Below are 24,785 nucleotides of genomic sequence, written 5' to 3'. Positions count from 1 at the left end.
TGCGACCGGTACAGTCCAATCCCGTGACCGCACGGCTAGCCGACATCGCAGCCCAGGCGGGGGTCAGCGAAGCCACAGTCAGCCGCGTGCTCAACGGCAAGCCCGGTGTGGCCGCGGGCACCCGTGAGTCCGTACTGGCCGCGCTCGACGTGCTCGGCTACGAGCGGCCCGTACGGCTGCGCCAGCGCAGCGCGGGCCTCGTCGGGCTGATAACCCCCGAGCTGGACAACCCCATCTTCCCGGCGCTCGCCCAGGTCATCGGCCAGGCGCTGACCCGCCAGGGGTACACGCCCGTCCTGGCCACCCAGACGCCCGGCGGGTCCACCGAGGACGAGCTGACCGAGATGCTCGTCGACCGCGGGGTCTCCGGCATCATCTTCGTCTCCGGCCTGCACGCCGACACCACCGCCGACATGGGCCGCTACGACCAACTGCGCGGCCAGGGCGTGCCGTACGTCCTCATCAACGGCTTCTCCGACAAGGTGCAGGCGCCCTTCGTCTCCCCCGACGACCGTGCGGCGATGCAGCTCGCGGTCACCCACCTCACGGCGCTCGGGCACACCCGGATCGGGCTCGCGGTCGGACCCAAGCGGTTCGTACCCGTGGTCCGCAAGATCGAGGGCTTCCGGCTCGGCATGCGGGAGCGGCTCGGGCTCGACGAGGCCGAGACCGAGGAGCTGATCCAGCATTCCCTGTACACGCTGGAGGGCGGCCAGGCGGCCGCGACCGCGCTGATCTCCCGGGGCTGCACAGCGGTGGTGTGCGCGAGCGACATGATGGCGCTCGGTGCGATCCGCGCCGCCCGGCAGCGCGGACTGCGGGTGCCGCAGGACGTGTCGGTCGTCGGCTTCGACGACTCCCCGCTCATAGCGTTCACCGATCCGCCGCTCACCACCATCCGGCAGCCGGTGCAGGCCATGGGCCAGGCGGCCGTCAGGACCCTGCTGGAGGAGATCGGCGGTACGCCGGCCCCGCACAGCGAGTTCGTCTTCCTGCCCGAGCTGGTGGTCCGGGGCTCCACGGCCTCCGGCCCCGGGCAGGCCCGGGCCCGGCGTCGTCCCTAGGGCGGAGAGCAGGCGCCGAAGACCGTCCCGAGGGATGATCGGAGGCGAGATCGCATCTGGCAGACTCTCTCCCCATGGGTGAAGCGAGCGTGAAGACACTGGAAACCAGGACGGACGTCTCGTCACCCCCCGTGACCGAGAGTGAGGTCCGGACGGGGCCCGAACGCTCCCTCCTGACCCGGTTGCGCAGCCCCCGCCGCCCGCGGATCTGGTTCGAGATCCTGCTGATCGCGGTCAGCTACTGGACGTACTCGCTGATCCGCAACGCGGTCCCGGAGCAGAAGGCCGCCGCGCTCGCCAACGCCGACTGGATCTGGAGCGCCGAGCGGAGCCTCGGCATCGCCGTGGAGCAGACGATCAACCACGGGGTGAACTCCGTGACGTGGCTTGTCGTGGGCATGAACTACTACTACGCCACGCTCCACTTCATCGTGACCATCGGCGTGCTGGTGTGGATCTACCGTTTCCATCCCGGGCGCTACGCCGCCACCCGGCTCGTCCTGTTCGCCACCACCGGCGTCGCGCTGGTCGGCTACTACCTGTACCCGCTCGCGCCGCCCCGGCTGATGAACGGGCAGGACTTCATCGACACCGTGCTGGTCCACCACACGTGGGGCTCCATGGCCTCCGGGAACCTCAAGCAGATGTCGAACCAGTACGCGGCGATGCCGTCCATGCACATAGGGTGGTCGCTCTGGTGCGGGCTGACGATCTTCGCGGTCGCCTCCGCCCCCTGGGCCCGCATCCTGGGCCTGCTCTACCCGGCGGCGACCCTCGTGGTGATCGTGGCCACCGCCAACCACTTCTGGCTCGACGCCGTGGGCGGCCTGCTCTGCCTGGCCTTCGGCTACACCGCCTCGCGGGCCTGGTTCGGCTCGCTCCCGCACCGGCTGCCGCGCCACCCCCAGTACGCGGGTCCGCACCCGGCGACGGCCGCGCTGAACCGCTTCCGGCGCTGACGCCCCTCCCGGCGGGCGGAGCCGCGCGGCGGGCGGGGCTACGCAATGGGTCCGGCCGGGGCTACGCGCCGTAGAACAGCTCGTCCACCACCGCGCGGGCGCGCCGCGTGATGCGGCGGTAGTCGTCCAGCATCTCGCCGACCGTGCCCTCCGCGTAGCCGAGGTAGCGCCCCACCGCCCCCAGTTCGCGGGCCTCGGAGGGGAAGGTGTCCCCGGCGCGGCCGCGCACCAGCATCACCGCGTTGCGGACCCGGGTCGCGAGCACCCATGCCTCGTCCAGGATCTGCGCCTCCTCGGTCGGGATCAGCCCGGCGGCGTGGGCCGCCGCCAGGGCTTCGCGGGTGCGGGTGGTGCGCAGGCCCGGCTCGGCCCAGGCGTGCCGCATCTGCATCAGCTGGACGGTCCACTCGACGTCGCTGAGCCCGCCGCGGCCGAGCTTGGTGTGCAGGGTCGGGTCGGCGCCGCGCGGCATCCGCTCCGACTCCATCCGCGCCTTCAGCCGGCGGATCTCCCGTGCGGCGTCCTCGCCGATGCCCTCTACCGGGTAGCGCAGCGGGTCGACCAGGTCGATGAAGCGCCGGCCGAGGTCGGGGTCGCCCGCGACCGGCTCGGCCCGCAGCAGGGCCTGGCTCTCCCAGGTCAGGGACCAGCGCCGGTAGTAGGCGGCGTACGAGGCCAGGGTCCGCACCAGCGGACCGGAGCGGCCCTCGGGGCGCAGGTCGGCGTCGATGAGCAGCGGCGGATCGGCGGTGGGCAGCTGCAGGAGGCGGCGCATCTCGGCGACCACGCTCTGCGCGGCCTTTGCGGCCTCCTGTTCGCCGACGCCCTCGCGGGGCTCGTGGACGAACAGGACGTCAGCGTCGGAGCCGTAGCCCAGTTCGTGGCCGCCGAAGCGGCCGACTCCGATGACGGCGAACCGGGTGGGAAGGGTGCTGCCCCACTGGGAGCCGACGGCCGCGCGCAGGGCCCCGGCGATGGTGGCGGCGGTGAGGTCGGAGACGGCCGCCCCGACCCGGTCCACGAGGGCTCCGTGGTCCTCCTCGGCCGGGCTGTCCTCCGTACCGTAGGAGCCGATGATGTCGGCCGCGGCGGTACGGAACAGCTCGCGACGGCGGACCCCGCGGGCGGCGGCGACGCCCGCCTCGGGGGTGTCGGCCCGGCCGACGGCGGCGAGGACCTCCTGCTCCAGGGCCTCCGGGCTGCGGGGCTGGAGGCCCTCGGGGTCGCCGAGCAGGGCGACGGCCTCGGGGGCGCGCAGCAGCAGGTCGGGGGCGAGGCGGCCGGCGGACAGGACGCGGGCGAGGTTCTCCGCGGCGGCTCCCTCGTCGCGGAGCAGCCGCAGGTACCAGGGCGTCTTGCCGAGGGCGTCGGAGACCTTGCGGAAGCCGAGCAGCCCGGCGTCCGGGTCGGCGGAGTCGGCGAACCAGCCGAGCATGACCGGCAGCAGGGTGCGCTGGATGGCGGCCTTGCGGGTGACTCCCGAGGCGAGGGCCTCCAGGTGGCGCAGGGCCGCGGCCGGGTCGGCGTAACCGAGGGCTTCGAGGCGCTGGCCGGCGGCGCGCGTGGAGAGCCGGGCCTCGCCGGGGGCGAGCTGGGCGACGGCGTCGAGGAGGGGGCGGTAGAAGAGCTTCTCGTGCAGGCGGCGCACCACGGAGGCGTGGCGCCGCCAGGTCTTGTGGAGTTCGGCGACGGGTTCGGTACGCAGGCCCATGGAGCGGCCCAGGCGCCGCAGGTCCTGCTCGTCCTCCGGGACAAGGTGGGTGCGGCGCAGCCGGTAGAGCTGGATGCGGTGCTCCATGGTGCGCAGGAAGCGGTACGCGTCGTTCAGCTGGGCGGCGTCGGTGCGGCCGACGTAGCCGCCGGCGGCGAGGGCGTGCAGGGCGTCGAGCGTGGTGCCGGAGTGCAGGGTGTGGTCGGTGCGGCCGTGCACGAGCTGGAGCAGCTGGACGGCGAACTCCACGTCGCGCAGGCCGCCGGGGCCGAGCTTGAGCTCGCGCTCGACCTGGGCGGCGGGGATGTTGTCCACGACGCGGCGGCGCATCTTCTGGACGTCGGCGACGAAGTTCTCGCGCTCGGCGGCCTGCCAGACCAGGGGGCTTATGGCCTCGATGTACTGCGCGCCGAGGTCGGGGTCGCCGGCGACGGCCCGGGCCTTGAGCAGGGCCTGGAACTCCCAGGTCTTGGCCCACCGCTGGTAGTAGGCGAGGTGGGAGGCGAGGGTCCGCACGAGCGGACCGTTCCTGCCCTCGGGGCGGAGGTTGGCGTCGACGGGCCAGATGGTGCCCTCGACGGTGGTCTCGGAGCAGATCCGCATCAGGTGGGAGGCCAGGCGGGTGGCGGCCTGGAGGCCCTTGCCCTCGTCGGTTCCGGCGGCGGCCTCGCCGACGAAGATGACGTCGACGTCGGAGACGTAGTTGAGCTCGTTGCCGCCGCACTTGCCCATCGCGATGACGGCGAGCCGGCACTGGGCGGCGTCCTCGGGGGCGGCGGCACCGGCGATGCGCAGGGCCGCGCGGAGGGTGGCGGTGGCGAGGTCGGCGAGTTCGGCGGCGGTCTGGGCGACGTCCGTCGTGCCGCAGACGTCGCGGGCGGCGATGGAGAGCAGGCAGCGGCGGTAGGCGACGCGCAGGGCGACGGGGTCGTGGGCGTCGGCGAGGCCGCGCTCGAAGTCGGGCAGCCCGGGGTGCAGGTCGGCGGCCTCGTAGGTGACCAGGGCGTGCCAGTCGCGGGGGTGGCGGGCGAGGTGGTCGCCGAGGGCCTCGGAGGCGCCGAGCACACCGAGGAGCCGGTCGCGCAGCGGCTTGGCGCTGACCAGGGTGTCGAGGAGCCGGGGCAGTTCCTCGGGCGGCTGCGCCTCGGCGAGGCGGACGAGTCCGAGGAGGGCGAGGTCGGGGTCTGCGGTGGCACCGAGGGCGTCGAGGAGGACGGGGTCGGCGCGCACGGAGGCCAGCGCGTCGGCGTCGAGGAGCCGGGCGGCGGTGGACGGATCGGTGAATCCGCTGCGGAGCAGCCGGCTGAAGGTGCTGCTCCTACGTCCCGGGACCGTCATCCCGCCGCCTCCCGCGGTCGTCTGCCAGTTGCGTTCGCGTACCTGCGGCTGAGCCTATAGGTGCCCCGGCCCGCGAAGGGGGACCGGCCTGGGGGGCGGCGCGGGGGCCTGCCGGGGGCCGGGGCTCGGGACGGGCCGCGACGACGTCCGGGCGGAGGCCGGGGCCGACTCGGGGGTGGCGGCCGGTTGGGGATCGGCAAGGGCCTTCGGTGGTGGTGGCGTCGGGTGGGGCCGGGGGCCGGTGCGGGGTGGCGTTCTTCACACGGGATCGGCTGGGGATCGGCGCACCCGGCCGGGGTTTCGGACGGGGTTTCGGACGGGCCACGCCGCCGGCGCCGCCGGGGGCGGGGTGGCCGTATGCCGACGTCGGGCGCCACGGGGGCGTCCGTACGCGGGCGTCCGGACGGCTCGGTCATCGTCCCGAGGGCGATGTGCGGGACCGCGCGGGAGCGTCCGTGCGGGGCGGGGGGGCTGTGTTCTTCCCGACGCCGTACCGGTCCCGGTGGGCGCCGGGTTGCGTGGCCTGGGCACGTACGATGAGGACGATTATCGGATGATCCCAAGACTTATGGCGTGATGGGGCCCGCTCCCCGCTGACCGGCCGCGAGGAGCCCCATGTCCGACGGACGCCCCTACGCCGCTTCCCCCTGGCCGGATCCCCAGCCGAGCCTGCCACCGCAGCACCCCGCCCCGCAGACCGGAGCCCGGCTCGACGGCCGCGCGACCGAGGCCCCGCAGCCGGTGGCGTGGCACTCCGACGGCCCGACCGAAGCCCCGCAGGCAGGTGCCTGGCAGCACGGGACCCGGTTCCCGCACCAGGCCGATCTGCACAACCACCCCACCGAGCACCCGAAGGCGGGTGCGTGGCAGCACGGCGCCCCATTCCCGCACCAGGCCGACCGGCACAACCACCCCACCGACCCGCAGGCAAGCGCCCGGCGACACGACCACCGCCCCGCCCCGCCGCCAGACGCCCGGCAGTACGGCACCCGCATCCCCGAACCGCAGGCCCACCCGCACGACGACCACCCCGGCGCGCCGCAGGCAACGCCACGGCGTGGCCCGCAGCTTCCGCAGGCGCGGGCACGGCACGACGGCCACGCCGCCGAGGCCCCGCGGGCGGCGGTGGACGCGCCCGCGCCGGTCGAGGTGCCGCGCGGCAGCCGCAAGGCCGCGCGCCTGGCCCGCGACGCCGCGCGGACCGGCGCCCGCGGTCGGCGGCGCCGCACCGCACCCTCCGACGCCCCGGAGACCGCAGCGCCTCCCGCCGAGGCCCCCGGTGTCGCCGGTTCCCCCGCCGGATCCCAAGCCCGGCATCGGGCCGACATCCGGGCGCTCCCTACACCGGAGGACCACGCACCCGCCGACACCCGTACCCCCGCCACCGCGCAGGCGAGGCGGTGGGCCAGGTTCGTCACCGTGGTGGCCTTCTGCGCGGCCTCCGCCGCCGGCAGCATGCTCGTGCTGCGCGGCAACGACGCACTCGACCGCCTCGCCTCCCCCGCGGCCCCCGACAGCAGGGCCACCGCCCCCGCGGCCCCCGCGGACGCGCCCGATCCCGGCCGGGTGCTGCAGATCGTCGCCCACCCGGACGACGACCTGTACTTCATGAATCCCGACCTGCGCTATTCCATATCCGCCGGCCTCCCCGTCACCTCGGTCTACCTCACCTCCGGCGAAGCCGACGGCGTCAACGCCGGCTCCGCCAAGCAGGCCGTCGCCGCCCCCGACAAACCCGCCTACGCCGAGGCCCGCCAGAACGGCATCCGCGCCGCCTACGCCAAGATGGCCACCGGCGACCGCGGCAGCGCCTGGAAGCGCACGGTCGTGCCCACCAAGGGCGGCGGCCACGCCGAGGTCGACGTCCTGGTCGCCAAGCCGCAGGTCAACCTGGTCTGGCTGCAACTGCGCGAGGCCGGCAACGTCTACACCGACGTCCCCGACAGCCTGCACGGCCTGTGGGACGGCAAGGTCCCCCGCCTGGAGTCGATGCTCGCCTCCGGGACCCCGGTCAAGCAGCGGTTCGCGTACACGAAGGACCAGGTCGTCCAGACCCTGGTCGGCATCCTGGAGCAGTACAAGCCGACCACGATCCGCTCCCAGGACCCGACCCCGGGCCGGCACCCCGGCACCAAGCGGTACACCGACCACCAGGACCACTTCTACGGCGCCCGCTTCGTGCAGCTCGCCACCGCCGCGTACGCCGAAACCGTCAAGGACCGCCCGCACTTCGCGGTGCAGAACTACCTCGGCTACTTCAACGGCTCCCTCCCCAGTGCGCTGGACCCGGACGAGGCCAAGGAGAAGCTGGACATCCTCGGCACCTACGCCTGGCTCGACCAGCAGAACCACTGCGGCAGCGACGCCGGCTGCGGCGACCTCAAGGTCGCCGACCACCCGGCGGGCAACCGCTGGTCGGACTCCATCAACTACGCCCGCGGCACCAGCACCTCCTGGCTGGTCTCGGACGAGGAGCACGGGCTGTGGGCGTTCAAGGTGCTCGACGGCCAGGTCGCCCTCTGGCACCGGCCGGGCCTCATCGGCCGCTGGAGCGGCCCGACGCTGCTGCCCGGCACCGGCATGGACCCGGGCGTGTCCACCGTCACCCTGCCGGACGGCCGGATAGCGGCCTTCGCCACCCGCACGTCCTTCGGCACCGCGCCCGCCGACTACCGCCGCGAGGTGGTCTACGCGCTCCAGGCGGCCCCCGGCTCCGAGCAGTTCGGCGCATGGCAGTCGCTGGGCACTCCCGAGACCGCGGACGAGAACTGGACCTCCGACATCAGCGCCCCCGCCGTCTCGGTCGACGGCACCGGCCGGCTGGCGGCGTACGTCCGCGACGGCGCCTACACCCTGCGGGGCCGGGTGCGGCAGGCGGACGGCAGCTGGGGCCCGTGGGAGCAGTACGGCGGCTCCGACCTGCACGGCACCCCGGCCACCGGCACCGACGGCGCCGGACGCCGGATGGTGTTCTCGGCCACGTCCACGTCGGTGGTGGGCTGGGTGCAGCCGAAGCCGGGCGAACCGCTGGGGCCGGTCACCGCCACCGGGCTGCCCGAGACCACGCTCCCGCTCACCGCGGAGGGCCGCGAGGGCGGGGTGCGGCTGTGGTTCCGCAAGCCGGGCTCCGGCAACGTCCGTACCGCCCTCATGACGGGTGACGGCGGACTGAAGGTGAACAATCTCACCGACCTCGGCGGCCTCAAGGGCTTCGGCTCGGTGACGGCGAGCGGGCACGTGCTGGCGGGCCGCGCGGCGGGCGGGCAACTGGGGGCGGAAGTCGGCCGGGGCCGTCCGTGGGAGCGGTCACCGCTGATGTTCGTCGGCGGCCCGTCCTCGACGACGACCGGGAAGAACCTGGTCAGCCTGGCCGTGGTGGGGCTGGACGCGCGGCTGTACGTGACCTCATCGGCCGACGCGCCGGACGCGTACCTGGCGCCGTGGCAGCCGGTCGGCCCGCGCAACACGGGGCCGTAGCGCCCCCGCTCCTCCGCGCACCCATACGGACATAAGCCGCAAGATGCATAAAACCTATCGATTCAGCCGTTAACCCCACAGACCCGTAGGCCCGTTGCTCCACGGAGCGGACGAACTTCATCCACATCTCGGGCACATATCCGGACCTACCTCTTCACAGGGCACAATCACCTCCGGTCGTTTCCGGAAAGCAGCAGTCATCGCCGTAACCGGTGAACCAAGTCCGCCGGAATGGCCTCTCTCTGACTGCTCAGCGGTTTTCCGCCCGGACGATCGACCCCTAGGCGTGCCCGATGCCCATGACCCGACGCCGCTTCGCGGCCCTGCTCGGCGTACTGACCGCCGGCTCCACCGGTGTGCTCGCGTTCGCCTCCGGCCAGCAGACGTCGGCCGGGGCCGCCGAGGACAAGAACGCCGTCGCCGCGCTGCCCGCGAGCGTGACCGCCGGATCGGTCGTCCAGGTCGTCGCTCACCCCGACGACGACCTGTTCTTCATGAACCCCGACCTCAGCCGCTCGCTGCTGTCCGGGATCCCCGTCACCACCGCCTACCTCACCTCCGGCGAGGCCGACGGCCGCAACGAGGCGCGCGGCGCGGGCGTCCGGGACCCGGAGCAGCCCGCCGACCGCACGCACTACGCGGAGGCCCGGCAGAACGGCATACGCTCCGCCTACGCGCAGATGGCCACCGGCGACCGGACCAGCGCCTGGAAGCGCACCGTCATACCCACCGCGGGCGGCGGCCAGGCCGAGCTCGACATCCTCGTCGCCAAGCCGCAGGTCAACCTGGTGTGGTTCCAGCTCCGCGAGGCCCGCAGCACCGCCGCGGACAACCCCGACAGCCTGCGCGGCCTGTGGAACGGGCGCGTACCGGCGCTTGGCGCCCAGCTGGCCTCCGGCACCCCGGTCAAGCAGCAGTTCACGTACACGAAGGACCAGCTCATACAGGCGATAGCAGGGGTCCTGGCCCGCTACCGGCCGACGACGATACGGATGCAGGACCCGACACCGGGCCGGTACGGCGAGACCGGCCGCTTCACCGACCACCAGGACCACATGTACGGGGCGCGGTTCGTGCAGGCCGCCTCGGCCGCCTACGCCGCCCAGTACACCGACCGCCCGCGGTTCTCCGTCCAGAGCTACCTCGGCTACCACAACAGCACCCTCCCGCACGCGCTGGACCCGCAGACCGCCGAGGTGAAGACCGGCTACCTGCGGACGTACGCCTGGCAGGACCACCAGGACTACTGCGGCTCCCCCTCGGGCTGCGGGGACCGCAAGGTCGCGGGCAACCCCACCGGGCGCAACTGGGCCCAGTCGCTGCGCTACACCCGCGCCGACCACGCCTCCTGGCTGGTCGAGGGCACGCCCGGCCGGCTGTGGGCCTTCGCCACGCTGGACGGCCAGACCGCGTACTGGACGCGCGACCCGGGCGGCGCGTGGAGCGGCCCCTCCCTCCTCCCGGGCACGGGCATCGACCCGGGCGCGACCACCGCCCGCCTGCCGGACGGGCGGATCGCGGTCCTCGCCACCCGTACCGCCTTCGGCACGGCGCGGCCCGCGGACTACCGGCGCGAGGTCGTGTACGCCGTCCAGGCCGCGCCCGACGGGCCGTTCGGGCCGTGGCGCTCGCTCGGCACCCCCGAGCACTCCGACGAGGACGGCACCTCGTCCATCAGCGCGCCGGCCGCCGCCGTGGACGCGGACGGCCGGCTCACCGTCTACCTCCGCGACGCGCGGCGCACGCTGCGCGCCACCGTCCAGCAGCCCGACGGCAGCTTCTCCGCCTGGCGGCGGCTGGGCGGCGAGGACCTGCAGGGCGACCCGGTGGCGGCGGTCGACTCGGCCGGGCGCCGCCACGTCTACGCCACCACCACGACGTCGGTCCTGGCCTGGACCGAGGCAACGCCCGGCGCCGGGCTCGCCGGGCCGCAGCCGACGGGTCTGCCCGCCACCACGGTGCCCCTCTCGGCCGCCCCGGACGGCGCGGGCGTCCGGCTGTACTTCCGCCGCCCGGACTCCGGCGTCGTGCGCTCCGCCCTGGTCACCGCGGGGCCGGGCCGGCCGCAGGTCTCCAGCGTCACCGAGGCGGGCGGGCGGGCCGGGTACGGCGCGGTCGGCGTCGCGGGCCGGCACGTCGTGGGCCGTGCGGACAACGGCACGATCGGCACGACGGGCCTGGGCGGCCCGCCCGCGTGGACGGACTCCGGGCTGCTGTACGCGGGCGCGCCTGCGGCCGTTACCGAAGCGTCGGGCACGACCATGGCGGTGGTGGGCCTGGACGCACACCTCCACACGACGACACCGCCCGCACCCCCCACCCGCCCCCTCTGGCACCGCGCGGTCCGCTGACCCGGCGCGGTGACGGCCGGCATGGCTGGGGGCCGCTGAGACCCGGGCGGCTCCCGCCGACCGACGCCCCCACTGACCGCTAGGTGGTGGGTATCGGGAATCCCTGGAACCCGTCCTCCGTCTGGTAGACCAGAGCGATCTGCTGGGCGGCGAGCAGGTCCCTCACGTCAGGGGTCGGCGCACTCGGCAGGAGCACCGCAACCCGGAGCTTTTCGACGTTGTGGAGGTGTCGCCTGTAGTCCGCCAACTGTCCGATTGCCATCCGCACGTTGGTGCGGGTCGCCTGTCCCTTCGCCTCGTACAAGACGTGGTCGGTCTCGTCGTAGACATCCGGCGTGAGAGCGCCCGGCTCCCCCTCGATGGTGATCTGGAAGCTCTTGAAGGAGTGACCAGCCTGCTCCAAGTGGGACTCGAAGGCCTTCACGAGCTGTCCTTCACGGCGACGCATCGTGCGCGTACCGCCAGTGATGTTCGCGGTGGTCTCCGGCGTGCTGTGTTGCTCGGTCTTCTTTTCGTTCGTGCCGGATTGGGCCGGCAGCTTCGCGAGCTTCTGCTCCAAAGACACCTCGAGGACGGTCGTCTGTGCTGCTGGTTTCATCGCATCCTGCTCCAGCAGGAACAACTCCGCACCCTCAGCGGGCCGCAGCCTGAACACGATGATGCGGCGCAGCGTGCCGTCCCCCACCGGGCTCCAACGCACCTCGTAGGGCTCGATCGGATCGAGCACCACCCGCCCGATGTAACGCTGCCGCACTTCCTTCTTGCCGGGTACGCGGCTGTCCGCAACGAACAGGTGCACCTCTTGCCCGTTCGTCGCCGTCTCGAGCAGCGACTTGTTACCGCGGACGAACTCCTGATCCCCCTCCGCACCAGCCCCGGTGTACAGGTAAAGGGTTCCGAACTCGTCGTCTTCGGCCTGCCCGTCGAAGGTGTAGCCGAACTTCTCACCCACGGCCGGATCGGAGTACACGAACACCATGTTCGACTTCTTGGCCGGGACGATTCCCCCGCTGTAGATCGAACCACCGTAGGCCTGGGCGACCTTCTCGCGCGTCGTGATCAGGCCCGGAACAAGATCAAGAGTCGTCATGCGGTGAAGATATACACCGTCACCGACAGCCCGGCTTCGGCCCGCAGGCGGTCCGGGGTGAGCGGGACGGCTTCGGGCCGGCGGTGCTCGACCGCCGGCCCGAAGGGTCAGGACGGTGCGACAGTGGTCCTGAGCTGCGGCTACAGCACCGGGAGGTTCTTGCGGAGTTCGAAGGCCGTGACCTCCGAGCGGTATTCCTCCCACTCCTGCTTCTTGTTGCGCAGCGCGCAGGATCTCACTGACCTATGCCCGGACCAGGGATCACTCTCGACGCCCTGCGGAGGAGCAGAGATCGAGTGGTCATCAGTGGTCGCCATGAGTAGCCATGGGCAAGCCTTCGACGGCCCACAGACGGCCCGGCAGGGCCCGGCGGCTGGCCGTCACGGCGAAGGGCAGGAAGGACCACCAGCCGCGCTGGTAACCGTCCGAGGCGGCTGCCGCTCCACGTGGCTGGTTGTCGCTTGTCGCTTGTCGTCCCCGCGGCGGGCCCACTTCGGCCCTGCGGTGCTCCTGAAGGGCCGTCTGACTACGGGGCGACAAGCGACAAGACAAGCGACAACCCCGCGGGCAGGACTCGGCGCCCTGGTCCACGTTTCACCGTCTACCCCGGGCGTGAAGGCACGACAACCGTTAGGGGCGGACTTTGTTGAGCATCGGAGAATCCGGTCGAGGAGTGGCGGACATCAGCATCGCCCGGCGGAGAGGGGACAAGGTCGAGACCTTCCTGGACTGCCTACGGCACGCCAAACTCGGTGACGGCACGGCCGGGATCCATGGCACCCTGCCGGAGGCTGTGGCCCGCGAGATGCTCGTTCAAGGCTGTACGCGAGACGCCCTGGTTCCAGGAGGCCCTTGCGGTCGAAATGATCACGCGTCTGGTGGCCGAGGGGACCGGCGGTGGTGACTTCAAGGTCAAGCCGCCGGCGAAGCAGACTCGGAAGCAGAGCGGCTCTACTACTGGTTAGTGGGGACCCCAGTAGAAGCGCCTGTTCAAGGACATGATGCTCGCCGCACAATGGAGGCCGGAGCTGGTGCTGCTTGACCCGGGCCGCTCACGGCAGCTGCCGAATCCTTCCCCGGGGTTTCAACTCAGCTGGTCGCGAACGAGATCAAGGAATGCCTGTCGGCTCGGACGGATGTGTGCCCAGACCTTCTCATCCTGTGGCTCTCCCGGGTCTTCGGGACCCTTCCTGATCACCTCCTGTACTGCCCACGCGAGGCTATGTGCCGCTTCGCTGACCTCAGACGTGCACAGCACGTGGATCGTCTTCTGCATCACCCACACCCTGTCAAGGACCTGCCCTGCCCGGGCCTGCCACTGCTCGTCAGCCAGGTTGTGGTGATGCCGATCCACCGCGACTCGTTCAGCTTCCTGCACCGCAGACAGAAATTCGATGAGGTGGGTGAGACGCTCGTTGCGGCGCGCCTCGGCAAGTTCACGAACACTGCGGCGCGCCTCGCCGCGTTCCAAGGCGCGTCCTGCCGAGCGCTGGGCCAGCATCGACATGAACCCGCCGAGCAGGACGCCGATGAGCGGCGCAAGCATTGTCCACACAACGTCCGATTATGACACCGATGGCATGAGCATGGCTCGGGGTTCGGCGATCTCGGGCCGGACCGGGACACGCAGACGGCCAGCTCGACCTGGAACAACACGGCGGCCGGACCTCAGCAATGTGGCACAACCACAAGACCGGACAGCCAATCACACGGTCCCTGAGGACGGCCACGTGGGAGGGCGGGGCCTTCCAAGGAGGTGAGTGGTTGGGTGGCCTCTTCCCTCGGCTGCCAGCGGGCGACGGCAGGGGATGTAACCGGTAACCGCGTCCGATGTCTCTGACCGCTTCGCGCGAGCATGGGATGCACGCGCTGCGGCACTTCTACGCCTCGGTGCTGCTGGACGCCGGCGAGAACATCGAGGCGCTCAGCACCTACCTCGGGCACGGCGACCCGGGCTTCACGCTCCGCTCCGGACGTACACGCACCTGATGCCGAGTAGCGAGGGGCGGACCCGCAAGGCCGTGGACGGGATCTGCGAAGCCTCGGATTCTGCGGCGGACGGCCCACAGACGGCCCGGGGCGAGTGAGACGGCTCAGGACCAGCGGCCGAGTGCCGCTGGCCCTGAGTGTGGTTCTGACCCGAAAGGCCGTCTGACCTGCGGCTACAGCACCGGGAGGTTCTTGCGGAGTTCGAAGGCCGTGACCTCCGAGCGGTATTCCTCCCATTCCTGCTTCTTGTTGCGCAGGAAGAAGTCGAAGACGTGTTCGCCGAGGGTTTCGGCGACCAGTTCGCTGCGTTCCATCAGGGAGATGGCCTCGCCCAGGTTCTGCGGGAGGGGTTCGATGCCCATGGCGCGGCGTTCGGCGTCGGAGAGGGCCCAGACGTCGTCGTCGGCGCCGGCCGGGAGTTCGTAGCCCTCCTCGATGCCCTTCAGGCCGGCGGCCAGGAGGACGGCGTAGGTGAGGTAGGGGTTGGCGCCCGAGTCGATCGAGCGGACCTCGACGCGGGCGGAGCCCGTCTTGCCCGGCTTGTACATCGGGACGCGGATCAGGGCCGAGCGGTTGTTGTGGCCCCAGCAGATGTACGACGGGGCCTCACCGCCCGAGCCGGCCGTGCGGGAGGAGCCGCCCCAGATGCGCTTGTAGGAGTTGACCCACTGGTTGGTGACCGCCGCCGTCTCCGCCGCGTGGCGCAGCAGGCCGGCGATGAAGGAGCGGCCGACCTTCGAGAGCTGGTACTCGGCGCCCGACTCGTAGAAGGCGTTGCGGTCGCCCTCGAAGAGGGAGAGGTGGGTGTGCATGCCCGAACCCGGGTACTCCGAGAAGGGCTTCGGCATGAAGGTGGCCTGGACGCCCTGTTCCAGGGCGACCTGCTTCATCACGAGGCGGAACGTCATGATGTTGTCGGCCGTGGAGAGGGCGTCGGCGTAGCGCAGGTCGATCTCCTGCTGGCCCGGGGCGCCCTCGTGGTGGCTGAACTCGACCGAGATGCCCATCGATTCGAGCATGGTGATCGCCTGGCGGCGGAAGTCCATGCCCACGTTCTGCGGGGTGTGGTCGAAATAGCCGGAGTTGTCGGCCGGGACCGGACGGCTGCCGTCCAGCGGCTTGTCCTTCAGCAGGAAGAACTCGATCTCGGGGTGGGTGTAGAAGGTGAAGCCCAGGTCCGAGGTCTTGGCCAGGATGCGCTTGAGGACATAGCGCGGGTCCGCGAAGGACGGGGAGCCGTCCGGCATCAGGATGTCGCAGAACATCCGGGCGGTCCCGGGTGCCTCGGCGCGCCACGGCAGTATCTGGAAAGTGCTCGGGTCCGGCTTGGCGATCATGTCGGACTCGTAGACCCTCGCGAAGCCCTCGATCGCGGAGCCGTCGAAGCCGATCCCCTCGTCGAAGGCCTGCTCCAGCTCCGCGGGGGCGACCGCGACGGACTTGAGGAAGCCCAGTACGTCGGTGAACCACAGGCGCACGAAGCGGATGTCGCGCTCCTCGAGCGTCCGGAGGACGAATTCCTGCTGCTTGTCCATGCTTTCATCCTCGCAGTTCAGACGGCCTGTGCACCACTACCACCGGGGCCGGGGCACAGTCGGGCCGACCCAGTATCGCCAGTGGTGGTTTCCGCCACATTACGCACCCGGCACAGGTCGCGGCACCCCCGCACTGACCATGGACCCGTCATGAGCATTACCATCTGCGCCCATGGGGGGCCGGGAGCACACGCGCGGGGGGCGTCGTACACGCCGCGGCCTTCCACGCGCCGTCCTGCCCGCCGCCTTCGGCTTCTTCGCCGGCGGGCTCGCCTGCGTGGTCCTCGGGGTGCTGCTCCTGTGCGCCCGGCCCGGTGAGCCCCCCGCCCCGGCCGACGGGCGCCCCCCGGGCCACGGGCCCGCGCAGGCCGTCTGCGTGTCGCCGTACGACCCGCCCGGCTGCTCGGCCCTCGCGCACGTGCCGCCGGGGCTGCTGCCCGTTCCGCCTCCCGCCGTGGTCCTGGCCGGCGGCGACGCGCCGCCCGTCGCCGCGGCCGGCGGACCGGGCCGGATCCGGGCGCCCCTCGCGCTCGCGCGCGGTCCCGACCTGCATGCGCTCCAGGTGCTGCGGACCTGACCGGTCCGGTTTCGCGTCCGTCCACCCCCCTCTGAAGAAGGAACCAGGGCACCATGGCCAGCAAGTCCGGAAAGTCCACAGACCAGCACTCCCGCCAGGCGCGCATAGCCGAGATGCGCCGGGCCGAAAAGGCGCGCGACCGGCGCAACAAGGCCATCGCGATCACGACCTCGACGGTCGTCGTCGTCGGCCTGGTCGGTTTCGGCGCCTGGGTGCTGATCGACCAGAAGCAGGACGAGCAGCGCGCGAAGGACGCCATCGCACAGGCCCGCAAGACGCCTGTCGACGGCGAGCAGACCTGGGATGCGAAGAACCTCGGCCGCAACCACGTCGAGACCCCGGTGACGTACGAGATGAACCCGCCGGTCGGCGGCGACCACCACCCCCGCTGGATGAACTGCAACGGCGACGTCTACAAGAGCCCGGTTCCGCAGGTGAACGCCGTGCACTCACTGGAGCACGGCGCGGTCTGGGTGACGTACAACGACAAGGCCGCCCAGAGCGAGGTGGACAAGCTCGCCGCGACGGTGGGCAGGACGCCGTACACGCTGATGAGCCCGGTCAAGGAGCAGGCCGGCGCGATCATGCTGAGCGCGTGGGGCAAGCAGCTGACGGTGGACAAGGCGGACGACCCGCGCGTCGCGCAGTTCTTCACCAAGTACGTGCAGGGCCCGCAGACCCCGGAGCCCGGCGCGGCCTGCACCAACGGCGTGGCCGGCCAGTGAGCCGGCCGGTGACGGGGCCGGCGACGCAGTCCGCGACCGGGCCGGTCGCGGAGCCGTCCGGCGGGGCCCCCGCCGCCCGCCGCACTCCCCGTACGTACTGGGTCGCCGGATCGGCCGTGCTGCTGGCGCTGCTCTTCGCCGCGGCGGCGACCGTCACCGCCGCGTCCGGGGACAGCGGCGCGGCCGGGATGGCGGCCCGCACACCCGCGCTGCACTCGCCGGACGCGGGCTTCGCGCGGGACATGGCGGTGCACCACCAGCAGGCGGTGGAGATGTCGTTCATCGTGCGCGACCGCACCCAGGACGAGGCGGTGCGCAGCCTCGCCTACGACATCGCCAACACCCAGGCCAACCAGCGGGGCATGCTCCTGGGCTGGCTGGACCTGTGGGGGCTGCCGAAGGTGGTGGCGGACGAGCCGCCCATGTCCTGGATGGCTTCCGGGACCGGCGGGCACACCGGCGGCGGCGGTGGGCACACGGGCCACGGCGGCGGGCACACCGCCGCGCCCGGCGCACTGATGCCCGGCATGGCCACCAAGGAGGAGCTCGCCCGGCTCCAGGCGGCCTCCGGGCGGGACGCCGAGGTGCTCTACCTGCAGCTGATGACCGACCACCACGTGGGCGGTGTCGCGATGGCCGAGGGCTGCGCCCGGCAGTGCGGGACCCCGGTCGAGCGGGAGCTGGCGCAGGGCATGGTCGACGCCCAGCGCTCGGAGCTCACCCTGATGGCGGACATGCTCGGGCGGCGCGGGGCTGCGCCGCGCGGGTGACGGGGTACGCCCGTACGGTGGTGGGAGGCGCCTCCCCGCCGTGCGGGCGTGCACGTCCCGTCGCACTCCCCTTCGCGATCCCCCCTCCCCCACCGGCCCGGGGGCGCCGCGGCGGGCGCGTCCGCGCCTCACCGCACGACGGCGCTCAGGAGGTTGACGCGATGACCACCGCCGGAGAGATCATGCACGCCGGGGCCCAGTGGATCCCCGCGGGCGAGACCCTGGACCGGGCCGCACAGCTGATGGCCCGCCTGGGCGTGGGCGCGCTGCCCATCAGCGACGAGACGGAGCGGCTGTGCGGCATCCTGACCGACCGCGACATCGTGGTCGGTTGCGTGGCCAAGGGCCACGACCCGGCGCAGATGACGGCCGGTGACATGGCCCAAGGGACGCCGCGCTGGATCGACGCGAACGCCGACGTCTCCGAAGTGCTGGAGGAGATGCAGAGCCACCAGATCAAGCGGCTGCCGGTGATCCGCGACAAGAAGCTCGTCGGCATGATCAGCGAGGCCGACCTCGCGAAGCACCTCACGGAGGACCAGATCGCCGGCTGGGCGGAGGCGGTCTACGCCCGCTCCTGATCCGGGGCGGCGTCCAGGACCGCCCGGGCCACCTGGTCCGGGCGGTCCAGCATGACCAGGTGCCCGGCGGGTTCGGCCACCTCGAAGCGCGCCCCGATCGCGTCGGCCAGCGCCTCCTGCCGGGCCAGCCAGCGCCGGGCGCCGCGCCTCCCGGAACCGTCGTGGCCGGCCAGGACGGTGGCCGGCGCGGTCAGCGGACACCGCGCGCGCAGCTCCAGGACCTCGGCGGCCGTGTCCGGGTAGCGGGCGTTCTCCAGCAGGGCACCGCGCCAGACGCGGCCGGTGCGGTAGCAGCGGCGTACGAGGTCCCGCGCGGCCGGGTCGCCGCCGCCGGTCCGCGAGGCCCGTACGGCCGCCCGCCGGGCCGCGGGTCCCAGCGCGGCGGGCAGTCCGGCGGCGCTCGCGGCCCGGCCGAGCGCGCGGGCGGCCGCGGTCCGCAAGGCCGCGGGCAGCACCGCGCGGGGCGCCTCCTCCACGCTGGAGTCGAGGAGCACCAGGGCGGCGGTGCGCTCCGGGTGCAGCCGGGCGAAGGCCTCGGCGTGGAATCCGGCGATCGAGTGCCCGACCACGGTGACGGGGGCGGTGAGGTGGAGCGCGTCCAGCAGTCCGGCGATCCGGTGGGCCTCCCCGGAGGCGGTCGCCGGGTCCGCGGCGGGGCCGCTGAGGCCGTGCCCGGGGCGGTCGAACCGGACGACGGTGCGGCCGCGGCCCACGAGCAGCGCGGCGACCGCGTCCCAGTCGAACCAGGCCATGGCGAGCCCGGCGCTGAGCACCACCACCGGTCCCCGGCCCTCCACCACGACGTGCAGCGGGACCCCGTCGGCGCCCGCCCGCACGAACCGGCCGGTGCCGCGAGTGTCCGGGCTCCGCCTCCCCGTCCCCTTCTCCGTCGTGATCCCGCTCCCCGTCGCGGTGCCCTCCCGCGGGTCCCGCGCGCTCACGTACGGCGCTCCCGGTGGACGGAGTACGCCAGCAGGCCCAGCCACAGGGCCACCAACAGCACCTGCAGGCGCTGCCCGGCGCCCAGCGCCCAGGTCCCGCGCCCGGCCGTGTACAGGGCGATGGCGGACAGAGTCCAGGCCGTGGCGAGGAGTTCGAGGGCGACGAGCGCGGGGCCATAACGGGCGAGCGGGGCGAAGAAGCCGTAGCGGCGGGCGGCGACGGTGAGGGCCAGGATTCCGACCAGGGCGCCGGTCATGGCCAGGCTGCTGCTGACGGCGTGGGCCTGGTGGGTGGCCGGGACCAGCCCGGCGGTCTCCCGCGCCGCGCACTCCGGATCCGCGGTGGGCGCGCAGCTCAGCGGCAGCCAAGCGTCCGCGGCGGTGGCCGCGCCGAACAGGGTGACCCCGGCCCAGCCGGCCATCGTCCACGCGCCGCGGGATTCCGCGTGCCGCGCGAGCCGGAGCAGCGCGAGCAGCCCGCCGAGGAAGACGAGCAGTCCGGCGGTGAAGTCGGTGGCCCGGAACAGGCCGCCGAGCGGCCGGTCCTGGGCCGCCAACTCGCTCACGTACGCCTCGATGGGGTTGAGCCCGGTGGACAGGACGACTTCGAGCACCCAGGCGGTGTAGGCGGCGGCGCCCAGCCCGATGAGGACGGCGACGGGTACGGCGGTCCGAGGCGGGCGCGGGGGGAGGCCATGTGTGGACATAGTGGGACTGATCCTAGGCAAAACGTGGCGTCGCTCCTCGGCGCGGGTACCTGCCCCGGGTAACGTCCCCGCCGGACGTGCAGTTCCCGGCGGGCCCGCCGCGCCGCTCGGGGGTGCGGCGACCCCGGCCCGTGAGGTGCCCGACGCCTCCCTTCCCTCCCGCCGCGCCGTGCTCGGCGCCGGCGCCGCCCTCGCCCCGGCCGGTGCCGGTCCGGGACTGCTCGCCGCCTGCGCCCGCCCCCGGGACCGGACTCCGGCCACGGCCGCGACGGTTCGACGCACCACGGCTCGCCGCACCACGGCTCCGCGCACCACGGCTCCGCCCCGACGGCCCGGCCGGACACGTCGACCCGGCCGGGCCGGATGTCAAGGCCGCCGAAGCCGCCCGCAAGGCCACCGGGCCGGTCACCGAGGTCAGGCTCACCGCGACCGCCACCCCGCTCGACCGCGGCGGCGGGCACACCGTCCGCTCCTGGGCGTACGGGGACCGCGGCGAGGTGCGGTGCCGGGCGGTCACGGGCCGGGCGCGACGTCGACGACGGGGCCCGGGGCGCCCCCGGACCTGCGGAAAACCCGTCGGGGCCGGGGCGGCGGCATGGCACCCTTGCGGAGATCAGGACAGCCGCGAAAAAAGGACGCCTCCGCCGGTATGAGCACCCCGCCGAACCCGCCCACCCCTGCGCCCGGTCCGCCGACGGAGCCGGCCGGCACCCCGATACCCGAGGCGGCCCCCGCCCCGGAGCCGCTCCCGCAGGCCCCGGCGCCCGAGCCGCCGGTGTCCCTCGACAAGCCGACGCCCGTCGACAAGCCCCTGTCGCTGGACAAGCCGCTCGCCAAGCCGTTGTCGCTCGACAAGCCCCGGGCCGCCGCCCAGAACCCGCAGGCCGCGCCGCCGGCGGCCGAGCAGCCCGCCACGTCCACGCAGCCTCCGGCGCCGCCGGAGCAGCCGCTGGAGCAGCCGACGCCGGCGGGCTCCCCGGCGGCCGAGCAGCAGCAGCCCGCCCTCCCGTCGCCTCCGCAGCCCGGCCCGGCGCCCGAGCCCAACCCGTTCGCCCCGCCCTCCCCCGCGGCCGAGCCCCACCCGTTCGCCCCGCCCCACCCGTTCGCACCGCCCGCCCCGGACGGGCCCGGCGGGTTCGGCCAGGGCGCCCCCGGCGCCCCCGGCGGGTTCGGCGGGTTCGGCCCCGGCGGCCCGCACGGACCCGGCCCCGGCGGCCCCTGGGCCCCGCCCGGTGCCGGCTTCCCCGGGACCCCGTACCCCGGCTATCCGCAGGGCCCGCCGGCCACCAACGGGCTGGCCGTGGCCGCTCTGGTCGTCGGCATCGTCGGCATCCTCGTCGCGCTCGTCCCCTTCTTCTTCTGGGCCGGGGCGATCCTGGCCGCGACCGCCCTGGGCCTCGGCATCGGCGCGCTCGTCCGTGCCTCCAAGGGCGCCCCGCGCAAGGCGATGGCCGTCACCGGGACGGTCCTCGGCGTGGTCGGCCTGGGCGCCGCCGTCGCCGGCGTGTTCCTCTCCGCCTACGTCGTCGACAAGGCCGTCGACCGGGCCGGGCGCGACATCGGCCGGCAGGACCGCGAGCTGATCCCCTACCCCGACTCCTCGCCCAAGCCGATGACCCCGCCCTCGCCCTCCCAGGTGCCCGGCCTGACCAGCGCGCTGCCGTTCGGGGAGACCTTCAGTTACGACAACGGGGTGAAGGTGACCCTTTCGGCGCCCAAGAAGTACGCGCCCAAGGGCATCCTCGCCCGCGAGCGGGTGAAGAACGCGATCCAGATCACGGTGACCATCACCAACGGCTCGACCGAACCGCACGAGGTGATCTACGCGGTGCCCAACGTCCGCGACGACAAGGGCATGACCGCCGAGCTGGTCTTCGACAGCGGCGGCTCCGGCGGCGGCGTCCCGAAGATGATCAGGGGGTCGATCCTCCCGGGCGAGTCCGCCAGCGGGGTGGTGGCGTACGAGGTGCCCGAGGGCACGGCCGCCATCAGCGCGGACATCTCCGCGGGGACCCTGCTCGACGACGTGCAGTACGCCGGCCCGGTGACCTGACCGGGCCGCCGAAAACGGGAACGGGGCCGCGCCCAGGACATCGCGTCAGAAAGACGATTAGACTGGGCGGGTGCCTCAACTACGCCTCGCCCTGAATCAGATCGACGCGCACGTCGGCGACATCGCGGCCAACGCCGACTCGGTCGTCCACTGGACCCGCCACTGCGCCGAACAGGGCGCCCACCTGGTGGCGTTCCCCGAGATGATGCTGACCGGGTACCCCGTGGAGGACCTCGCCCTGCGCGAGTCCTTCGTGGAGGCCTCCCGCGCCGGCCTGCGCGCGCTCGCCGCGAGGCTGGCGGAGGAGGGGTTCGGCGACCTGCCGGTCGTCGTCGGCTACCTCGACCGCAGCGACGGGGCGGCGCCCCGGCTGGGCCGCCCGGCCGGCTCCCCGCAGAACGCGGCCGCCGTCCTGCACGGCGGCGAGGTCGTGCTGCGGTTCGCCAAGCACCACCTCCCCAACTACGGCGTCTTCGACGAGTTCCGGTACTTCGTGCCGGGCGACACCCAGCCCGTCGTCCGGGTCCGCGGCGTGGACGTGGCCCTGGCCATCTGCGAGGACCTGTGGCAGGAGGGCGGCCGGGTCCCGGCCACCCGGTCCGCCGGGGCCGGGCTGCTGATCTCGGTCAACGCCTCCCCCTACGAGCGCAACAAGGACGACCTGCGCCTGGAGCTGGTCCGCAAGCGGGCCAGGGAGGCCGGCTGCGCCCTGGCCTACGTGGCGATGATGGGCGGCCAGGACGACCTGGTCTTCGACGGGGACTCCATCGTCGTCGGCGCCGACGGCGAGGTCGTCGCCCGCGCCCCGCAGTTCTCCGAGGGCTGCGTGCTGGTGGACCTCGACCTGCCGGCGGCGCAGCCCGGCGCGCCCGACGGGGTGGTCGACGACGGGCTGCGCATCGACCGGGTGATCCTGTCCGAGGAGCCGGTCGAGGCGTACGAGCCGGTCGTCCCCGGCGGGTACGCCGACCGCCTCGACGACGACGAGGAGGTCTACGACGCGCTGGTGGTGGGCTTGCGCGCGTACGTCCGGAAGAATGGCTTCCGCTCCGTCCTGGTCGGGCTCTCCGGCGGTATCGACTCCGCGCTGGTCGCGGCCGTCGCCTGCGACGCCGTCGGCGCGCAGAACGTCCACGGCCTCTCCATGCCGTCGAAGTACTCCTCGGAGCACTCCCGCGGCGACGCGGCCGAGCTGGCCGAGCGGACGGGCCTGCACCTGCGCACCGTGCCGATCGAGCCGATGTTCGACGCGTACATGGCCGCGCTCGATCTCACTGGTCTGGCTGAGGAGAACCTCCAGTCCCGGCTGCGCGGCACGATGCTGATGGCGGTCTCCAACCAGGAGGGCCACCTCGTGCTGGCCCCGGGCAACAAGTCGGAGCTGGCCGTCGGCTACTCCACGCTGTACGGCGACTCGGTGGGCGCCTACGGGCCGATCAAGGACGTGTACAAGTCGGACGTCTTCCGGCTGGCCCGCTACCGCAACCGGGCCGCGGCCGAGCGCGGCGAGATCCCGCCGATCCCGGAGAACTCGATCTCGAAACCGCCGAGCGCCGAGCTGCGCCCGGGCCAGGTGGACACCGACTCGCTGCCGGACTATCCGGTGCTGGACGCGATCCTGGCCCTCTACGTGGACCGGGACAAGGGCCTGGAGGAGATCGTCGCGGCGGGCTTCGACCGGGAGCTGGTCGCGAAGACGCTGCGGATGGTGGACACGGCGGAGTACAAGCGCCGCCAGTACCCGCCGGGTACGAAGATCTCCGCGAAGGGCTTCGGCAAGGACCGCCGGCTGCCCCTCACCAACGGCTGGCGCGAGCAGGCGTAGCCGGAGGCCGGCCGGGGGCTGCTTCGCCGGTTACTTCACCGTCAGCCGGGCGGCGACCGGCAGGTGGTCGCTGCCGGTGCGCGGGAGGGTCCAGGATGCCTCCGGGGTGATGCCGCGGACCATGATCTGGTCGATGCGGGCCATCGGGAACGGGGCGGGCCAGCTGAAGCCGAAACCGTCGCCCGCGGCGCCCTGCGTGGAGCGCATCTGCGAGGTGACCTCGGACAGGGCGCGGTCGTTCATGGTGCCGTTGAGGTCGCCGAGCAGGACGACCCTCTTCAGCGGTTCGGCGGCGAGCGCGGCGCCCAGCGCGTCCGCGCTGTCGTCCCGCTGGTTGGCGGTGAAGCCCGCGTTCAGCTTCACCCGGACCGAGGGCAGGTGGGCGACGAAGACGGCCACCTGCCCGTGCTCGGTGTCCACGGTGGCGCGCATGGCCCGGGTCCAGCCCATCTTGATGTCCACGGGGCTGCTGGCGGTCAGCGGGTACTTGCTCCACACGCCGACCGTGCCCTCGACCGAGTGGTACTTGTACGTGCCCGCCAGTGCCTTCTCGTAGACCGGGACGACGCTGCCCTTGAGCTCGGTCAGCGCCAGCACGTCGGCCCCGGACTTCGCCACGGACTCGGCGGTCCCCCGCGGGTCGGCGTTGTCGGCGTCCACGTTGTGCGTGGCGACGGCCAGGTTGCCGCCCGGACCGGACTTGCCGGTGACCAGGCCGCCGAAGAGGTTCGTCCAGACCACGGCCGTCAGCAGGACGGCGATGAGCGCGCTCGCCGACCGGCGGAGGAGGGCGGCGGCCAGCAGCACCGGCACGGCAGCGCCCAGCCAGGGGAGGAAGGTCTCGGTGAGGCTGCCGAGGTTGCCCACGTCGTTGGGCAGCTGCGCGTGGAAGATCATGACCAGCGAGATCAGGACGGAGAGCGCGGCGAGCACCAGTCCGCGCCGCCAGATCCCCCGGTCGCCCCGCAGTTCGGCCAGCCGGCGCCGGAAGCGGGATGCGGAGGGCTCGGGCTCCGAACCGCCGTTCCCCTTTTCCGTCATGTACGCCTGTGCCATGCCGCTGCCCTCACTGCCGTGCTCGCGCTCCGTCCC

General features: G+C 73.1%; 17 protein-coding genes and 2 pseudogenes. 11 read left to right on the top strand and 8 right to left on the bottom strand.

Going from position 1 to position 24,785, the window contains the following annotated elements; translation table 11 throughout:
- Positions 1 to 23: 23 nt before the first annotated feature.
- Positions 24 to 1,064, top strand: coding sequence for a LacI family DNA-binding transcriptional regulator (locus tag AC07FY_RS02255; protein ID WP_478999254.1), 1,041 nt, complete (start codon positions 24 to 26; stop codon positions 1,062 to 1,064).
- Between the two features lie 74 nt (positions 1,065 to 1,138).
- Entirely contained in the window at positions 1,139 to 2,023 is an 885-nt protein-coding gene (locus AC07FY_RS02250) for a phosphatase PAP2 family protein (RefSeq protein WP_478999252.1), read from the top strand.
- 61 nt (positions 2,024 to 2,084) lie between these two features.
- Here the strand turns inward: AC07FY_RS02250 and AC07FY_RS02245 are convergent, their stop codons facing one another.
- Entirely contained in the window at positions 2,085 to 5,072 is a 2,988-nt protein-coding gene (locus AC07FY_RS02245; protein ID WP_478999250.1) for a bifunctional [glutamine synthetase] adenylyltransferase/[glutamine synthetase]-adenylyl-L-tyrosine phosphorylase, read from the bottom strand.
- 615 nt (positions 5,073 to 5,687) lie between these two features.
- On the opposite strand from AC07FY_RS02245, the gene AC07FY_RS02240 reads away from it, so the two are divergent.
- Positions 5,688 to 8,549, top strand: coding sequence for a PIG-L family deacetylase (locus AC07FY_RS02240; RefSeq protein ID WP_478999248.1), 2,862 nt, complete (start codon positions 5,688 to 5,690; stop codon positions 8,547 to 8,549).
- 293 nt (positions 8,550 to 8,842) lie between these two features.
- Positions 8,843 to 10,900 carry a PIG-L family deacetylase gene (locus AC07FY_RS02235; protein ID WP_478999246.1) on the top strand — a complete coding sequence of 686 codons (2,058 nt, stop codon included), beginning with the start codon at positions 8,843 to 8,845 and terminating at the stop codon, positions 10,898 to 10,900.
- Between the two features lie 79 nt (positions 10,901 to 10,979).
- On the opposite strand, the gene AC07FY_RS02230 is transcribed toward AC07FY_RS02235, so the two are convergent.
- The 3 genes and pseudogenes from AC07FY_RS02230 to AC07FY_RS02220 form a co-directional block, all read right to left on the bottom strand.
- Positions 10,980 to 11,990, bottom strand: a complete 1,011-nt coding sequence (locus tag AC07FY_RS02230; protein WP_478999244.1) for an SRA domain-containing endonuclease — start codon at positions 11,988 to 11,990, stop codon at positions 10,980 to 10,982.
- Positions 11,991 to 12,130: 140 nt separating this feature from the next.
- Positions 12,131 to 12,214 (bottom strand): annotated as a pseudogene (locus AC07FY_RS02225) (glutamine synthetase); the annotation flags it as partial.
- Between the two features lie 860 nt (positions 12,215 to 13,074).
- Positions 13,075 to 13,545: a hypothetical protein gene (locus AC07FY_RS02220; RefSeq protein ID WP_478999242.1), complete on the bottom strand. Its 471-nt coding sequence runs from the start codon at positions 13,543 to 13,545 to the stop codon at positions 13,075 to 13,077.
- Between the two features lie 287 nt (positions 13,546 to 13,832).
- On the opposite strand from AC07FY_RS02220, the pseudogene AC07FY_RS02215 reads away from it, so the two are divergent.
- Positions 13,833 to 14,077: pseudogene (locus AC07FY_RS02215) on the top strand (tyrosine-type recombinase/integrase); the annotation flags it as partial.
- 75 nt (positions 14,078 to 14,152) lie between these two features.
- Here the strand turns inward: AC07FY_RS02215 and AC07FY_RS02210 are convergent.
- The gene (locus tag AC07FY_RS02210) at positions 14,153 to 15,514 is read right to left on the bottom strand and encodes a glutamine synthetase family protein (protein ID WP_478999240.1); all 1,362 of its coding nucleotides are present in this window, start codon (positions 15,512 to 15,514) and stop codon (positions 14,153 to 14,155) included.
- 172 nt (positions 15,515 to 15,686) lie between these two features.
- Here AC07FY_RS02210 and AC07FY_RS02205 point away from each other — a divergent pair, with 172 nt between their 5' ends.
- The 4 genes from AC07FY_RS02205 to AC07FY_RS02190 all read left to right on the top strand — a co-directional run bounded on the left by AC07FY_RS02205 (position 15,687) and on the right by AC07FY_RS02190 (position 18,167).
- The gene (locus AC07FY_RS02205; protein WP_478999238.1) at positions 15,687 to 16,091 is read left to right on the top strand and encodes a hypothetical protein; all 405 of its coding nucleotides are present in this window, start codon (positions 15,687 to 15,689) and stop codon (positions 16,089 to 16,091) included.
- A 53-nt stretch (positions 16,092 to 16,144) separates the two neighbouring features.
- Positions 16,145 to 16,816, top strand: coding sequence for a DUF3105 domain-containing protein (locus tag AC07FY_RS02200; RefSeq protein ID WP_478999237.1), 672 nt, complete (start codon positions 16,145 to 16,147; stop codon positions 16,814 to 16,816).
- A gap of 8 nt (positions 16,817 to 16,824) precedes the next feature.
- Positions 16,825 to 17,586, top strand: a complete 762-nt coding sequence (locus AC07FY_RS02195; protein ID WP_478999235.1) for a DUF305 domain-containing protein — start codon at positions 16,825 to 16,827, stop codon at positions 17,584 to 17,586.
- A 161-nt stretch (positions 17,587 to 17,747) separates the two neighbouring features.
- Positions 17,748 to 18,167, top strand: a complete 420-nt coding sequence (locus AC07FY_RS02190) for a CBS domain-containing protein (protein WP_478999234.1) — start codon at positions 17,748 to 17,750, stop codon at positions 18,165 to 18,167.
- Here the strand turns inward: AC07FY_RS02190 and AC07FY_RS02185 are convergent.
- Both AC07FY_RS02185 and AC07FY_RS02180 read right to left on the bottom strand, forming a co-directional pair.
- Positions 18,152 to 19,003 (bottom strand): alpha/beta fold hydrolase, encoded by an 852-nt coding sequence (locus AC07FY_RS02185; protein WP_478999839.1) that lies wholly within the window; start codon positions 19,001 to 19,003, stop codon positions 18,152 to 18,154. The two genes, AC07FY_RS02190 and AC07FY_RS02185, sit on opposite strands and share 16 nt — an antisense overlap.
- 101 nt (positions 19,004 to 19,104) lie before the next feature.
- Complete coding sequence (locus AC07FY_RS02180) at positions 19,105 to 19,815, bottom strand: DUF998 domain-containing protein (RefSeq protein WP_478999232.1); 711 nt, start codon at positions 19,813 to 19,815, stop codon at positions 19,105 to 19,107.
- Between the two features lie 649 nt (positions 19,816 to 20,464).
- Between AC07FY_RS02180 and AC07FY_RS02175 the strand changes: the two genes are divergently transcribed.
- Positions 20,465 to 21,868, top strand: coding sequence for a DUF4190 domain-containing protein (locus AC07FY_RS02175; protein ID WP_478999230.1), 1,404 nt, complete (start codon positions 20,465 to 20,467; stop codon positions 21,866 to 21,868).
- Positions 21,869 to 21,938: 70 nt separating this feature from the next.
- On the top strand, positions 21,939 to 23,693 hold the full coding sequence (locus tag AC07FY_RS02170; protein ID WP_478999228.1) for an NAD+ synthase: 1,755 nt from the start codon (positions 21,939 to 21,941) through the stop codon (positions 23,691 to 23,693).
- Between the two features lie 30 nt (positions 23,694 to 23,723).
- Here AC07FY_RS02170 and AC07FY_RS02165 read toward each other — a convergent pair whose 3' ends face one another.
- Positions 23,724 to 24,749, bottom strand: coding sequence for an endonuclease/exonuclease/phosphatase family protein (locus AC07FY_RS02165; protein WP_478999226.1), 1,026 nt, complete (start codon positions 24,747 to 24,749; stop codon positions 23,724 to 23,726).
- Positions 24,750 to 24,785 lie beyond the last annotated feature (36 nt).

Source organism: Streptomyces sp. NPDC045967 (assembly GCF_056430495.1).
This window is presented reverse-complemented; position numbering and strand designations above follow the sequence as displayed.